The following is a 14,274-nucleotide window of genomic DNA, read 5'->3' as shown; positions in this document are numbered from 1 at the left end:
GCTCCGACATCGCGCGCTTCGCCGCGCTGAAGGCCGGTCTCGGCGAAGCCGTGCCCGGCGTGCAGATCAGCCGATTCTGCGCCTCCGGCCTCGATGCCGTGAACTTTGCCGCCGCGCAGGTGATGAGCGGCCAGCACGAACTGGTGATCGGCGGCGGCGCCGAATCCATGAGCCGCGTCGGCATCGGCGCCTCCGGCGGTGCCTGGCCGATGGACCCCTCGATGGCGGTGCCGGCCTATTTCATGCCGCAGGGCGTGTCGGCCGATCTGATCGCCACCAAATACGGTTTTTCGCGCGATGACGTCGACGCCTACGCGGTGCAGAGCCAGCAGCGTGCGGCGAAGTCCTGGGAGGAAGGCCGCTTCGACAAGTCGATCGTGCCGGTGAAGGACATCAACGGCCTCACCATCCTCGCCAAGGACGAGCACATGCGTCCCTCGACGACGATGCAGTCGCTGGCGCAGCTGCAGCCCTCGTTCACGATGATGGCGCAGATGGGCGGCTTTGACGGTGTCGCGCTGCAGTCGCACCCGGAGATCGAGCGCGTCAACTACGTGCACCATGCCGGCAATTCGTCGGGCATCGTCGATGGCGCCGGCGCCGTGCTGCTCGGCAGCAAGGAGGCGGCTGCGAAGTACGGCTTGAAGCCGCGCGCAAAGATCCGTGCGTTTGCCAATGTCGGCTCCGAGCCGGCGATGATGCTGACCGGTCCGGTCGACGTCACCGAGAAGCTGTTCGCGCGCTCGGGCATGAAGAAGTCGGACATCGACCTGTTCGAGCTCAACGAGGCCTTCGCCTCGGTCGTGCTGCGCTACATCCAGGCCTTCGATATCGACAACGCCAAGATCAACGTCAATGGCGGCGCGATCGCGCTCGGCCATCCGCTTGGCGCCACCGGTGCGATGATCCTCGGCACCGTGCTCGACGAGCTCGAGCGCACCAACAAGTCCACCGCTCTCGTCACGCTGTGCATCGGCGGCGGCATGGGCACCGCGACCATCATCGAGCGGGTGTAACGAGCGCCGTTGGGTGGGCAAAGCGAAGCGTGCCCACCACTGCTGCCTTCGCGAATGATGGTGGGCACGGCGCAAGGGCCGCCTTTGCCCACCCTAAGAGACCCTATCAACCGCCGCGCCTGAGATCGGCTGCGGCACCGAGGAGCAACCAACATGTCGTACAAGAACTTCAGGGTTGAGACCGACGCAGACGGCATCGCGCTCGTTACCTGGGACATCCCGGGCCGTTCGATGAACGTGCTCGACGAGACCTCGACCAGCGAGCTCGACGCGATCGTCAAGGCGACCACGGCGGATGCCGCGGTAAAGGGTGTCGTCATCACCTCGGCGAAGGAAGCCTTCTGCGCCGGCGCAGACCTGTCGATGCTCGAAGGCATGAACCAGGCCTATGCGAAAGTGTTCAAGGAGCAGGGCGAGACCGCGGCGAACCAGATGCTGTTCGACCAGAGCCGCCGCTTCTCGCTGGTGCTGCGCTCGATCGAAACATCAGGCAAGCCGTGGGCGGCCGCGATCAACGGCCTCGCGCTCGGCGGCGGTTTCGAGATCACGCTGTGCTGCCACTATCGTGTCGCCGCGGAGAATCCCAAGACCCGCCTCGGCCTGCCCGAGGTCAAGGTCGGCCTGTTCCCCGGTGCCGGCGGCACGCAGCGCGTGCCGCGCCTGGTGCCGCCGCAGGACGCCATGACGATCCTGCTCAAGGGCGACCCTGTTACGGTGGACAAGGCCAAGGCGCTGAACCTGATTCATGCCGTCGTGCCGGCCGCCGATCTGATCAAGGCCGCGAAGGACTGGATCAAGGGCGGCGGCAAGGCGGTCGCGCCTTGGGACGAGAAGGGCTTCAAGCTGCCCGGCGGCCCGGTGTTCTCCAAGGCCGGCATGATGATGTTCCCCGCCGGCAATGCGATCTATCGCCGCGAGACCTACGACAATTACCCGGCCGCGCGCGCGATCATGAGCTGCGTCTATGAGGGCCTGCAGCTGCCGATCGACGCCGCGCTTCGCGTGGAGTCACGCTACTTCACCTCGGTGCTGCGCTCGAAGGAAGCGGCTGCGATGATCCGCAGCCTGTTCTTGTCGATGCAGGAGCTCAACAAGGGCGCGCGCCGCCCGAAGGACGTGCCGCCGACCAAAGCGAAGAAGATCGCAGTGATCGGCGCCGGCTTCATGGGCGCGAGCGTCGGCTACGTCTCGGCCCGCGCCGGCCTCGAGGTCGTGCTGATCGACCGCGACCAGGAAAGCGCCGACAAGGGCAAGGCGCATGCGCAGAAGGTAATCGAGGATCAGATCAAGAAGGGCCGCGCCAAGCCCGCGGATGCCGAAGCGCTGCTCGCGCGCATCACGCCGACAGCGGACTACGCCGCGCTGAAGGACGTCGATCTCGTCATCGAGGCCGTGTTCGAGGACCGCAAGGTCAAGGCTGAGACCTTTGCCAAGGCGCAGCAATATCTGAAGCCGGACGTGATCTTCGCGTCGAACACCTCGACGCTGCCGATCACCTCGCTGGCCGAGGGCTTCAAGGACCAGGGCAAGTTCGTCGGCATTCACTTCTTCTCGCCGGTCGAGAAGATGATGCTGGTCGAGATCATCAAGGGCAAGAACACCGGCGATGTCGCGCTCGCGACCGCGCTCGACTACGTCCGGCAGATCGGCAAGACGCCGATCGTCGTCAACGACTCTCGCGGCTTCTTCGCCAATCGCTGCGTCGGCCGGTACGTTGCCGAGGGCAACGAGATGTTCCTCGAAGGCATCCCGCCGGCGATGATCGAGAATTGCGCCAAGATGGCCGGCATGCCGGTCGGCCCGCTCTCGCTCTCGGATGAAGTCGCGCTCGACCTCGGCCTCAAGATCATGAAGGCGACGGAAGCCGACCTCGGCCCCAACGCGATCAATCCCGATCAGAAGAAGCTGATGGTGGAGATGGTCGAGAAGCAGGGCCGCCTCGGCCGCAAGAACAGCAAGGGCTTCTACGACTATCCCGAGAAGGGCAAGGGCCAGAAGAGCCTGTGGCCGGGTCTGTCGGCCCTGCAGCCGAAGCAGCTCGATCCTGATACGCTCGACGTCGAGGAGCTGAAGCAACGCTTCCTGGTGGTGCAGGCGGTGGAAGCCGCGCGCACGGTCGAGGACCACGTCATCACCGATCCGCGCGAGGCGGATGTCGGCTCCATCCTCGGCTTCGGCTTCGCGCCGTTCACCGGCGGCACGCTGTCCTACATCGACTTCATGGGCACGAAGAACTTCGTCGAGCTCTGCCACAAGCTGGAGGCGAAGTACGGCTCGCGCTTCACGCCGCCGAAGCTGCTGGAGGAGATGGCGGCAAAGGGCGAAACCTTCTACGGCCGCTTCGCGCCGAAGAAGGCGGCGGCCTGACGCAACTCGTCATTCCGGACAGTCGCAACGCGGACTGATCCGGAATCTCGATCGGCTTCGCCCGGTCGTGCAACAACTACGAGGTTCCGGGTTCGCCGCGTCGCGGCGCCCCGGGACGACGACGAAGAATAATCACTTCGCCTGGGCCAGCCCTTCCTTCTTCAGCGCTTCCTGCACCTGCGGCCGGGCCGCGACGCGGGCCTTGTAGGCGGCAAGGTTCGGCATCGCAGAGAGGTCGAACTTCATACGCTCGCCCCAGGTGAGCATCGTGAAGAGATAGCCGTCGGCGACCGTGAACTGCTTGCCCATGAGGTAGTCGCGGCCGGCGAGCTGCCCGTCGATATATTTCAGCTTGCCCAGGACGCGATCCCTGAAGAAGGCCTTCGCCTCGTCGTTCAGGGCCGGCGCGAACATCGGCCCAAAGCTCTTATGCACCTCGGATGTGAGGAAGTTCAGCCACTCCAGCAGCTTGTAGCGCTCGGAACTGCCGTGGGCGGGCGCCAGCGCCTTAGCCGACGCCTGATCGGCGATCATCTGGACAATCACCGGGCCTTCGGTCACGATCTCACCGCTGTCGAGGCCCAGCGCAGGGACCTGGCCCTTGGGGTTCAGCTTCAGATAATCCTCACCGTTTTCGAGCTTCTTGGCCCGGAGATCGACCTTGACCAGCTCATAGGGCAGGCCGGCTTCCAGGAGCGCGATGTGGGGGGACAGCGAGCAGGCACCGGGCGAATAATACAGTTTCATGGAATTTCCTTCTCTTGAAGCTTGGTTCGGCCGAAAACAGCGATTACATGCATTTGCTTGGAATAGTCAAGATTGATGCAGCTGCATCAAATGAGGTAAGAGACGGAACGACGAGCTTGAGCGGGACCATGAAACGCAAACCATCGACCGAGGCGACTTCCGCCTGGATCCGCCTGATGCGGGTGCAGAGCCGCGTGCTCGATTGCGTCGAGCAGGACCTGAAGAAGGCCGGTTTCCCCCCGCTGGCCTGGTATGACGCGCTGCTCGAATTGTCGCGGGCGCCCTCGGGCGAGCTGCGGCCGGTCGAGCTCGAACGGCAGATGCTGATTCCGCAATATTCCACTTCGCGCCTGATCGACCGCCTGGTCGACGAGGGCCTCGCCTCGCGGCGCGAATGCAAGATCGACAAGCGCGGCCAGTTCGTCGAGATCACGGAAGCCGGCCGCGAGTTGCAGAAGCGGATGTGGAGCGCCTATTCGGCTGCGATCGAGAAATATGTCGGTTCGAAACTGTCCGATGCCGATGCCGTCAAGCTCAGCGGTCTGCTCGACCGCCTGGGCTGCTCGTGCGGCGAGATGAAACTGCCGCCCGTCGCCAACGTCAACGAAAGCACGCCGTCGCGATGATCGCGCGGCAAACCAGCACGTCCGCGCCCCCGGTGGTTCGCGGACGATCCCCGTCACCCGCGCGCGTTCGGTCGAAGCGCCCTTTTGATTAGAGTTTGATATGGCGCGAGACCAGATCGACATGACGCCGCTGCAATCGCGCGAAGAGCTCGTCGCGTGGTTCGAGGCGGGCTGCAAGCCGCCGTCCGAGTGGCGCCTGGGCACCGAGCACGAGAAGACGCCGTTCACGCTCGAAGGCCACCGTCCCGTGCCCTATGAAGGCGCGCGCGGCATCGGTGCGTTGCTCGAGGGCATGAAGCTCCTGCTCGGCTGGGAGCCGATCATGGAGAAGGGCAACATCATCGGCCTCTATGACGTCACGGGCGGCGGTGCGATCTCGCTCGAGCCCGGCGGACAGTTCGAACTGTCAGGCGCGCCGGTCGAGAATGTGCATCAGACCCAGAGCGAGTTGATGGCGCATCTGGCGCAGGTGCGCGAGATCGCGACCCCGCTCGGCATCGGCTTCCTCGGCCTTGGCATGACGCCGTCCTGGTCGCGCGCCGACATCCCGGTGATGCCCAAAGGCCGCTACAAGATCATGACCAATTACATGCCGAAGGTCGGCCAGTACGGCCTCGACATGATGTATCGGACCTGCACGGTGCAGACCAATCTCGACTTCTCCTCCGAAGCGGACATGGTCAAGAAGCTGCGCGTCTCGCTCGCGCTGCAGCCGGTCGCGACCGCGCTGTTCGCCAATTCGCCGTTCACCGAAGGCAAGCCGAACGGCTTCCTCTCCTTCCGTTCCGAGATCTGGCGCGACACCGACAATGCGCGCGCGGGCATGATGCCGTGGGCGTTCGAGGACGGCATGGGCTTTGAGCGCTATGTCGACTACGCGCTCGACGTTCCCATGTATTTCGTCAAGCGCGACGAGGATTACATCGACGTCTCGGGTTCCTCGTTCCGCGCCTTCTTCGACGGCCGCAACAACAACCTTCCCGGCGAGCGTCCGACGCTGTCGGATTGGGCCAACCATCTCTCGACGATTTTCCCGGAAGTGCGCCTCAAGCGCTATCTCGAGATGCGCGGCTCCGACGGCGGCCCGTGGGGCCGGCTGCCGGCGCTGCCGGCGTTCTGGGTCGGGCTTCTCTACGACGATGTCGCGCTCGATGCGGCCTGGGAGATCGTCAAGCACTGGAGCGCGCCCGAGCGTCAGGCCCTGCGCGACGACGTGACGCGCTTCGGCTTCAAGGCGCGGATCAAGAACCGGTATCTGTTCGAGATCGCCAAGGAATGCCTCGTTCTGGCCCATGCGGGCCTGCGCCGGCGCGGCCGGATCGACCAGCTCGGCCGCGACGAAACGCGGCATCTGGAGCCGCTCGACCGCATCATCGATGCCGGCCGGACGCCGGCCGAGGAAATGTTGGACAAGTTCAACGGTCCCTGGAAGGGCTCGGTGGAACCGGCCTACACCGAATACGCGTTCTAGACCGGCAAGCTGCCGATCAGCCGTTCATCGCCCATACAGGTTTGCGGCGATCAAATGACCGGCTGAAAAAACCTGAGCGTCGTCAATTACTCGAAAGCTGTTCCGATGTGGAAGGGCCGCCTGTCCGGGGCCGTCATGGCCAGCGTCGCGGCATGTGTCACGCTGCTTTCGCTCGCATGCGCGAGCGTGCCGGTGCGCGCCCAGACTGCGTTCGATCGGCCCGGCGGCGACTATTTCAGCACACCGGTCGCCTCAGGCGATCCCGAGGATTGCGCGCTGCTGTGCGAGCGTGATCGCCGCTGCCGCTCCTGGAGCTTCAGCTATCCCGACGTCGAAGGCGGCTCGGCGGTGTGCTGGCTGAAGAACACCGTGCCGACGCGCGTGCCGGGCAGTTGCTGCATCTCCGGTGTGCGCGGCGCCGGCGTGATCGAGCCCCGGGTCGAGGGCGTGGAGACGTCGATCGATCGTCCCGGCGGTGATCTGCGCAATCTCGAATTGAAGGAGGGGGACGGCGTCGAGGCCTGCAAGGCTGCGTGCACCGCCGACAACAAATGCCGCGCCTTCACCTACGCCCGCCCCGGCTACACCGGGCGCGAGGCGCGCTGCTTCCTGAAAAAGGAAATCAAGCCGCCGCGCCGCAAGGCGGGATTCACGTCGGGCGTGGTGCGGTAGTTGTTCGGTCTCGTGCCCCGAATCCAGGTGCCGTAGGTGGGCAAAGGCGCGAAGCGCCGTGCCCACCATCTTTGCGATATGACGACAGACGCGTGGGCACGCTACGCTTTGCCCACCCTAAGATCTCACTCTGTGGCGATCACGGTGAGCTCCGGCCACAGCGCTTTCCAGCGCGCGGTCTTTATCGCGTAACTCGCCGCGGAAAAATTCGGACCCGGATTCGGCCGCGCGATCAGCCTTGCGACATCGTCAAACCCGCGCGGCGCATAGACTTCGTAGCCATCGTGCGTGCGCCGGACGCCGACCTGCGTGTTCTGCGTCAGGAAGCGATCGATGCCTTCGCGCGAGCTTCTCAGCGGCGGATAGGGCAGGCTGTGCTTGGCGGGATACCATAGATGCACACGCGCCTGGTTTCGGATCTCGACCCTGACGCCGAGATGCGCGAGCCGCGCGTGCAGCCTGCGGATCACCGCGTCCTCCGCATCCCACGAAGTGTCGGAATCGAAATAGAACACGTCGTAATCGGCGATGCCGTGATCGATCGCGCGGCGCGTGAGCACGTTCCACACGGTCTGCACCAGGCATCCGGAAACCAGCCATGCATCCGGCAGCCCGAGGCGATGCAGTTCATCGATGATCGCGACGTTGACGGGATTTCTCAGCGCGAGCGCGAGGAATTCGTCACGGTTCATCGTCGTGCAGTGAGGTGATTTAATGCACCGCGGTGAAGAACCGTGCCAGCCTGAATCCGGACAGCCAGGTCCACACCGGCTGGCCGCGCATGCCGAGATCCCAGGAGCCGAGCACCGCATCCGCACGGCCGATCAGATTGTCGATCGGCAACAGGCCGACGCCGCCGGACCGCAGCGGCACGCGGCTGTCGGAGGAATTGTCGCGGTTGTCGCCGAGCACGAAGAGATGGCCGGCCGGCACCGTCACTTCCTGTGTATTGTCGAGCGGCCCGTTGTCGCGCATCTTGAAGATGAAATGTGAGACGCCGTTCGGCAGCTTCTCGACATAACGGTAGGCGGGCTCGCTGCCGCCATTGTCGTCCTCGGCCGCACCGACGCCGTCCGGCTTGAGCTCGGCGGGGCGGTCGTTGATGAAGAGCTGGCCCTGTCGCATCTGGATGCGATCGCCGGGCAGACCCACGACGCGCTTGACCCAGGCCTGCGAACGATCGCCGGGCCAGCGAAACACCACGACGTCGCCCTGCTTGGGAGTCTCCGCGAACACGCGGCCACTCTCGGGCAGGCTGATCTGAATCGGCAGCGACGAGGTGCCGTAGCCATAGGGAAATTTCGAGGCGAGCAGCGCATCGCCGATCAGCAGCGTGGGCTCCATCGAGCCCGACGGCACGTAGAACGGCTCGGCGAGCGCGCCCTTGGCGATGAAGACGGCGGCGACGATGCCGGCGAGCTGGGCGAGCTGCCCGCCCCAGCCGCTGCTCTTCCGCTTGGGGGTGACAGTGACCTTTTCTTCCACGCTCATGCGCCCGTTCCACCCACCGTGATGCGTTCCATCAGCAGCGACGGCTGGCCGACGCCGACAGGCACGCCCTGGCCGTTCTTACCGCAGGTGCCGATGCCGGTATCGAGCGCAAGGTCGTTGCCGATCATGCGGATGCGATGCAGGTCGGTCGGCCCGTTGCCGATCAGCATGGCGCCCTTCAGCGGCGCGCCCAGCTTGCCGTTCTCGATCTTGTAGGCCTCGGTGCACTGGAACACGTATTTGCCCGAGGTGATGTCGACTTGGCCCCCGCCGAAATTCGCGGCGAAGACGCCGTTCTTCACCGAGGCGAGGATCTCGGCCGGATCGCGGTCGCCCGCGAGCATGTAGGTGTTGGTCATGCGCGGCATCGGCACATGGGCATAGCCCTGGCGGCGGCCGTTGCCGGTCGGCTTCATGTTCATCAGGCGCGCGTTCTGGCGATCCTGCATGTAGCCGACCAGGACGCCGTCCTCGATCAGCACGGTGCGATTGGTCGGCGTGCCCTCGTCGTCGATCGACAGCGAGCCGCGGCGCGAGGCAATGGTGCCGTCGTCGACCACGGTGACGCCCTTGGCTGCGACCTGCTGGCCCATCAGGCCGGCAAATGCCGACGTCTTCTTGCGGTTGAAGTCGCCCTCGAGGCCATGGCCGACCGCCTCATGCAGCATCACGCCGGGCCAGCCGGCGCCCAGCACGACGTCCATCTCGCCGGCGGGGGCGGGAATCGATTCCAGATTGACCAAGGCCTCGCGCAATGCGCCGTCGGCAGCATCGCGCCAGTTCTTGCTCTCGATGAATTCGGCATAGCCGGCGCGGCCGCCATAACCCTTGCTGCCGCTCTCCTGCCGGTCGCCCTGGCCGGCGACGACGGAGACGTTGACGCGCACGAGCGGGCGGATGTCGCGATAGCTCTCGCCGTCGGGCCGCAGGATCTCGACCACCTGCCAGGTCGCGCCCAGGCTGACGCTGACCTGCCGCACCCGCGGATCCTTGTCGCGCAGGTAAGCGTCGATCTCGGCGAGCAGCTTGACCTTGGTCTCGAAGCCCGGGGCGTCGAGCGGATTGTCGTCGCCATAGAGCCGCACATTGGTATGCGCCGGCGGCGCCGCGAAGCTGCCGGAATAACCGCCGCGCACGGCCGCAACCGCGTCGGCGGCGCGAATCAGCGCCGGCACCGACACGTCGGAGGAATGCGCGTAGCCGACCGCGTCGTCCTTGACGGCGCGCAGGCCAAACCCTTGCGAGGTGTCGTAGGTCGCCTGCTTCAGCCGCCCATTGTCGAACATCAGCGCTTCGGTCTGGCTGTACTCCAGGAACAGCTCGCCGTCGTCGGCGCCGGCAAGCCCGCGCGCGACCTCGTGGCGAACCTGGTCGCGGTCGAGATTGGCGCGGTCGAGCAGGGAGGTTGTGGCGGGATTGGTCATGTGTCCGTCCATTATCTGGAGATGTGGGGCAAGATAATGGTTTCGGACCGGTTCCGCGAGGGGGCGGGCCGTCACATTACGGAAACGATAGGTGCGGCAGGGACGCTCGTGGAACACATCGCCGCAAGCATCAATCTATCACCGTCACCCCCTGAGGCGGCCGCTTCTTCAGCGGTCCTCGAAGGGCGACGGCCCGGCTGTCAGCTCGGCCTTCATCCTTCGAGGCTCGCACGGCAGCGCGACTGCGCTGCCGAACTCGCGCCTCCAGCGACAATGGCTTCGCCATTGCGCGGGGATGACGGGATTGAGAACGAACGATCGGACGCCGCCCCTACGGCAGCTTGTCATAGCCCTCGCCGAGCCCGTTCAGGCTGAGCGGGAAGCCGATGCCTTCTTCCGGGGTCTCGAAGATGATGAAGGTGGCGGTCTTGGCGGTGCGGAGCTGGCCGAGCAGCTTGTCGTCCATGACGACCTCGGCGACGCAGCCATTGGGCAGGCAGCGGACGAATCCGGCACGGCCGACGTCCTGGTTGTCGAGCTTGAGGCCGAGACCGGAGGGCAGCAGGACCCCCAGGGGCGCGACCACGCGCATCAGGCGGCTCTTCTGGTCGGCGGTCTTGAGCACGATCACGGTCAGGCCGGCATTGGAGCGGTCTTCCGCCACCACGCTCTGGATCAGGGCGCATTGCTCGCTCTGGGCGCCTGGCGGGGTGTCGCAGCGGATCTGCCAGTCACCATGGACGGAGCGTACCGCGCCCTGCGCATGGGCAAGGCCGGGAAGTGCCAGAAGGACGAGCGCAGCCAGCAGGGCGGCCAGCGCGGGGAGGCGGTCAAGCTGCCTTGTCGCCGGCCTTGCCATCGATTTCGAAAGCCCCATGGGGTCGGTCCCTCTGCTCGCCTGGGTCGCTCGCGCTTGGCGGCCTGATCTGGCGGACTGATACGGGAATGACGGCGTCTTGAAGGCGATTCCCAAGCAAATTCCACGCCGCCCCGCGCCGCCGCCGCCCGCACGAATCAGGTTCCTGCGCGGCCATCTGCCAGTGCCTACCGCGGGCAATTCCGCTGTCAAGCGGCAGCATCCCGGGAAACGGTATTTTTGTCTGATGTTACTAGGAAATATCTTGCGGATGATCGCTGGCAGATCAGGCTCAAGACTGCATTGCGATAGATCAAGAATTATGGTTTGAGAGGCTTGATTTCGGCGTTCTAGCGATCTGGCCCCAATTCCTCTTAGAGGTATTCTTGCGCGGCGGTTTGTCAGGCGGGCGGATCGAATAAGCGTTTCCCGGACATAGGGCGGCGCACTTGGGGTGACTTCGTAAGGGGAGCGCGAACGGCATGAGGATGTCGATGGGCCGGATGGGCCGGCAGTTGCTGGGATTGGCCGTGGCGGGTCTGACGCTGGCGACGGGCGGTGTGGCATTCGCCGAGCTCGGGCAACCGGCGCCGTGGGAGTGGACGCTCCAGCAATCCGCTTCCCCGGTGATGGACAACATCATTTGGTTCCACAACTTCCTGTTTGTGCTGATCACGCTGATCACGCTGTTCGTTCTGGCGCTGCTCGTGGTCGTGGTCGTCAAGTTCAACGCGCGGGCCAATCCGGTGCCGTCGCGCACCACCCACAACACGCTGATCGAGGTGGCCTGGACGCTCGTTCCGGTGCTGATCCTGGTCGGCATCTCGGTGCCGTCGTTCCGGCTTCTGTTCCTCGAACTCGACGTGCCGAAGGCGGATATCACCATCAAGGCGACCGGCAAGCAGTGGTACTGGTCCTATGCCTATCCCGATAACGGCAAGTTCGAGTTCGACTCGCTGATGGCGCAGGACAAGCAGCCTCGCCTGCTCGGCGTCGACAACGAGATGGTGGTGCCGGTCAACAAGGTGATTCGTGTCCAGGTCACCGGCGCCGACGTCATCCACGCCTTCGCGCTGCCGGCTTTCGGCGTCAAGATCGACGCCATTCCGGGGCGGCTGAACGAGACGTGGTTCAAGGCCACCAAGACCGGCATGTTCTACGGCCAGTGCTCGGAGCTCTGCGGCAAGGACCACGCCTTCATGCCGATCGCGATTCGCGTCGTGGAGGACCAGGAATTCGCCTCCTGGGTCGAGACGGCGAAGAAGAAATATGCGAGCGGCGGCACCAGCACCTACGCCTCCGCGGCCGGCCCGACGCAGTAAGCGTCGGGGAACGGCTTGAGGGACTGAAAGCGACATAAGGGCGGGACCTCCCAAGGTCCGAATGGGACGCAAGGCAGGATTTGAAAATGGCAACGAGCGCAGCGGCACACGGCGATCACGCCCACGGACATGACGAGCATGCCCATCCGACCGGATGGCGCCGCTACGTCTATTCGACCAACCACAAGGACATCGGCACGATGTACCTGATCTTCGCGGTCATCGCCGGCGTCATCGGCGCCGCGATGTCGATCGCGATCCGTGCCGAGCTGATGTATCCGGGCGTGCAGATCTTCCACGAGACGCACACCTATAACGTGTTCGTGACCTCTCACGGCCTGATCATGATCTTCTTCATGGTCATGCCCGCGATGATCGGCGGCTTCGGCAACTGGTTCGTGCCGCTGATGATCGGCGCGCCCGACATGGCGTTCCCGCGCATGAACAACATCTCGTTCTGGCTGCTGCCGGCCTCCTTCGGCCTGCTCCTGATGTCGACCTTCGTCGAGGGCGAGCCGGGCGCCAACGGCGTCGGCGCCGGCTGGACCATGTACGTGCCGCTGTCGAGCTCCGGCCATCCGGGCCCGGCCGTCGACTTCGCGATCCTGTCGCTGCATCTGGCGGGCGCCTCGTCGATCCTCGGCGCCATCAACTTCATCACCACGATCTTCAACATGCGCGCGCCGGGCATGACCCTGCACAAGATGCCGCTGTTCGTGTGGTCGATCCTGGTGACGGTGTTCCTGCTGCTGCTGTCGCTGCCGGTGCTCGCCGGTGCGATCACCATGCTGCTCACCGACCGCAATTTCCACACGACGTTCTTCGCGCCCGACGGCGGCGGCGATCCGGTGCTGTTCCAGCATTTGTTCTGGTTCTTCGGCCACCCCGAGGTGTACATCCTGATCCTGCCCGCCTTCGGCATGATCAGCCAGATCGTCTCGACCTTCTCGCGCAAGCCCGTGTTCGGCTATCTCGGCATGGCCTACGCCATGGTCGCGATCGGCGGCATCGGCTTCGTGGTCTGGGCGCACCACATGTACACGGTCGGCATGTCCTCGGCGACGCAGGCCTATTTCGTCGCTGCGACGATGGTGATTGCCGTTCCGACCGGCGTAAAAATCTTCTCCTGGATCGCCACGATGTGGGGCGGCTCGATCGAATTCCGGGCACCGATGATCTGGGCGGTGGGCTTCATCTTCCTGTTCACAGTCGGCGGCGTCACCGGCGTCGTGCTGGCGAACGCCGGCGTCGACCGCGTGCTGCAGGAGACCTACTACGTTGTCGCGCACTTCCACTACGTGCTGTCGCTCGGTGCGGTGTTCGGGATCTTTGCCGGCTGGTACTACTGGTTCCCGAAGATGACGGGCTACATGTACAGCGAGCCGCTGGCCAAGGCCCACTTCTGGGTCACCTTCATCGGCGTCAACCTGGTGTTCTTCCCGCAGCACTTCCTCGGCCTGTCGGGCATGCCGCGCCGCTATGTCGACTATCCCGACGCGTTCGCGGGCTGGAACCTGATCTCGTCGCTCGGTTCCTACGTCTCCGGCTTCGGCGTCCTGATCTTCCTCTATTGCGTGGTCGATGCCTTCATGAAGAAGGTGCCGGCGGGCGACAATCCCTGGGGTGCGGGCGCCACCACGCTGGAATGGACGCTGCCCTCGCCGCCGCCGTTCCACCAGTTCGAAGTGCTGCCCCGCGTGCAGTAAGCAATCTCCCGCGGCGCCCATGACGGGCGCCGCGGCTCTATAACGAAGCGAGTTGAATTTAGTGTCCGTCCTCGACCACAACGCCCTCGACATCAATCCCCGCATCTCCGAGGCGGAGGTCGGCGACTACATCGCGCTTCTGAAGCCGCGGGTGATGTCGCTGGTGATCTTCACCGCGCTGGTCGGGATGGCGATGGCGCCGGGACACTTCCATCCCGTGCTCGCGTTCACCTCGCTGCTCTGCATTGCCGTCGGTGCCGGCGCCTCCGGTGCGCTCAACATGGCGCTCGAAGGCGACATCGACTCCAAGATGTCGCGCACGCAGAACCGGCCGATCCCGCGCGGCCGCATCACCCGGCCCGAGGCGATGGCGTTCGGCATGACGCTTTCCTTCTTCTCGGTGATGACGCTCGGCATCCTCGTCAACTGGGTCGCGGGCGCGCTGCTCGCCTTCACCATCTTCTTCTACGTCGTGATCTACACGATGTGCCTGAAGCGCTGGACCGCGCAGAACATCGTGATCGGCGGCGCCGCCGGCGCGCTGCCGCCGGTGGTGGCCTGGGCCGCTGTGACGGG

General features: G+C 64.9%; 13 protein-coding genes. 8 read left to right on the top strand and 5 right to left on the bottom strand.

Translation table 11 applies throughout. The features are described 5' to 3' along the window. Both MOV74_RS15870 and MOV74_RS15865 read left to right on the top strand, forming a co-directional pair. Nucleotides 1–1,016, top strand: a 1,016-nt coding sequence (locus MOV74_RS15870; protein WP_246923948.1) for an acetyl-CoA C-acetyltransferase, incomplete at its 5' end; no start/stop codon positions are given. A 153-nt stretch (nucleotides 1,017–1,169) separates the two neighbouring features. Further along, nucleotides 1,170–3,383: an FAD-dependent oxidoreductase gene (locus tag MOV74_RS15865; protein ID WP_246923946.1), complete on the top strand. Its 2,214-nt coding sequence runs from the start codon at nucleotides 1,170–1,172 to the stop codon at nucleotides 3,381–3,383. A 132-nt stretch (nucleotides 3,384–3,515) separates the two neighbouring features. Here MOV74_RS15865 and gstA read toward each other — a convergent pair whose 3' ends face one another. Further along, complete coding sequence (gene gstA, locus MOV74_RS15860) at nucleotides 3,516–4,130, bottom strand: glutathione transferase GstA (protein ID WP_246923944.1); 615 nt, start codon at nucleotides 4,128–4,130, stop codon at nucleotides 3,516–3,518. A gap of 128 nt (nucleotides 4,131–4,258) precedes the next feature. Between gstA and MOV74_RS15855 the strand changes: the two genes are divergently transcribed. From MOV74_RS15855 to MOV74_RS15845, 3 genes are all read left to right on the top strand, one after another. After that, the gene (locus tag MOV74_RS15855) at nucleotides 4,259–4,756 is read left to right on the top strand and encodes a MarR family winged helix-turn-helix transcriptional regulator (protein WP_246923942.1); all 498 of its coding nucleotides are present in this window, start codon (nucleotides 4,259–4,261) and stop codon (nucleotides 4,754–4,756) included. Nucleotides 4,757–4,856: 100 nt separating this feature from the next. Continuing rightward, a complete protein-coding gene (locus MOV74_RS15850) occupies nucleotides 4,857–6,227 on the top strand; it encodes a glutamate--cysteine ligase (RefSeq protein ID WP_246923940.1) in 1,371 nt (456 codons plus the stop codon). A gap of 105 nt (nucleotides 6,228–6,332) precedes the next feature. After that, nucleotides 6,333–6,899: a PAN domain-containing protein gene (locus MOV74_RS15845; protein WP_246923937.1), complete on the top strand. Its 567-nt coding sequence runs from the start codon at nucleotides 6,333–6,335 to the stop codon at nucleotides 6,897–6,899. Nucleotides 6,900–7,024: 125 nt separating this feature from the next. Here MOV74_RS15845 and MOV74_RS15840 read toward each other — a convergent pair whose 3' ends face one another. The 4 genes from MOV74_RS15840 to MOV74_RS15825 form a co-directional block, all read right to left on the bottom strand. Beyond that, nucleotides 7,025–7,591 (bottom strand): nucleotidyltransferase family protein, encoded by a 567-nt coding sequence (locus MOV74_RS15840; RefSeq protein WP_246923934.1) that lies wholly within the window; start codon nucleotides 7,589–7,591, stop codon nucleotides 7,025–7,027. A gap of 19 nt (nucleotides 7,592–7,610) precedes the next feature. Further along, nucleotides 7,611–8,390 (bottom strand): signal peptidase I, encoded by a 780-nt coding sequence (lepB, locus tag MOV74_RS15835; RefSeq protein WP_246923931.1) that lies wholly within the window; start codon nucleotides 8,388–8,390, stop codon nucleotides 7,611–7,613. Further along, nucleotides 8,387–9,814 carry a metalloprotease TldD gene (gene tldD, locus MOV74_RS15830; protein ID WP_246923926.1) on the bottom strand — a complete coding sequence of 476 codons (1,428 nt, stop codon included), beginning with the start codon at nucleotides 9,812–9,814 and terminating at the stop codon, nucleotides 8,387–8,389. Before tldD ends, lepB begins: the two co-directional genes overlap by 4 nt. A 331-nt stretch (nucleotides 9,815–10,145) precedes the next feature. Further along, on the bottom strand, nucleotides 10,146–10,691 hold the full coding sequence (locus MOV74_RS15825) for an invasion associated locus B family protein (RefSeq protein ID WP_246923923.1): 546 nt from the start codon (nucleotides 10,689–10,691) through the stop codon (nucleotides 10,146–10,148). A 461-nt stretch (nucleotides 10,692–11,152) separates the two neighbouring features. Between MOV74_RS15825 and coxB the strand changes: the two genes are divergently transcribed. From coxB to MOV74_RS15810, 3 genes are all read left to right on the top strand, one after another. Beyond that, a complete protein-coding gene (gene coxB / locus MOV74_RS15820) occupies nucleotides 11,153–11,992 on the top strand; it encodes a cytochrome c oxidase subunit II (RefSeq protein ID WP_246923921.1) in 840 nt (279 codons plus the stop codon). Between the two features lie 86 nt (nucleotides 11,993–12,078). After that, nucleotides 12,079–13,698, top strand: coding sequence for a cytochrome c oxidase subunit I (gene ctaD / locus MOV74_RS15815; RefSeq protein ID WP_246923918.1), 1,620 nt, complete (start codon nucleotides 12,079–12,081; stop codon nucleotides 13,696–13,698). 61 nt (nucleotides 13,699–13,759) lie between these two features. Further along, on the top strand, nucleotides 13,760–14,274 hold a 515-nt coding region (locus tag MOV74_RS15810; protein WP_246923915.1), incomplete at its 3' end, for a UbiA family prenyltransferase.

Source organism: Bradyrhizobium sp. SHOUNA76, from assembly GCF_023006445.1.
Classification (GTDB): domain Bacteria; phylum Pseudomonadota; class Alphaproteobacteria; order Rhizobiales; family Xanthobacteraceae; genus Bradyrhizobium.
The sequence above is the reverse complement of the archived record's forward strand: the minus strand, read 5'-3'. Positions and strand labels throughout refer to the sequence as shown.

Coding starts and splice junctions, on each gene's coding strand:
- MOV74_RS15865 (WP_246923946.1), top strand. CDS start 1,170: ATGTCGTACAAGAACTTCAGGGTTGAGACCGACGCAGACGGCATCGCG.
- gstA (WP_246923944.1), bottom strand. CDS start 4,130: ATGAAACTGTATTATTCGCCCGGTGCCTGCTCGCTGTCCCCCCACATC.
- MOV74_RS15855 (WP_246923942.1), top strand. CDS start 4,259: ATGAAACGCAAACCATCGACCGAGGCGACTTCCGCCTGGATCCGCCTG.
- MOV74_RS15850 (WP_246923940.1), top strand. CDS start 4,857: ATGGCGCGAGACCAGATCGACATGACGCCGCTGCAATCGCGCGAAGAG.
- MOV74_RS15845 (WP_246923937.1), top strand. CDS start 6,333: ATGTGGAAGGGCCGCCTGTCCGGGGCCGTCATGGCCAGCGTCGCGGCA.
- MOV74_RS15840 (WP_246923934.1), bottom strand. CDS start 7,591: ATGAACCGTGACGAATTCCTCGCGCTCGCGCTGAGAAATCCCGTCAAC.
- lepB (WP_246923931.1), bottom strand. CDS start 8,390: ATGAGCGTGGAAGAAAAGGTCACTGTCACCCCCAAGCGGAAGAGCAGC.
- tldD (WP_246923926.1), bottom strand. CDS start 9,814: ATGACCAATCCCGCCACAACCTCCCTGCTCGACCGCGCCAATCTCGAC.
- MOV74_RS15825 (WP_246923923.1), bottom strand. CDS start 10,691: ATGGGGCTTTCGAAATCGATGGCAAGGCCGGCGACAAGGCAGCTTGAC.
- coxB (WP_246923921.1), top strand. CDS start 11,153: ATGAGGATGTCGATGGGCCGGATGGGCCGGCAGTTGCTGGGATTGGCC.
- ctaD (WP_246923918.1), top strand. CDS start 12,079: ATGGCAACGAGCGCAGCGGCACACGGCGATCACGCCCACGGACATGAC.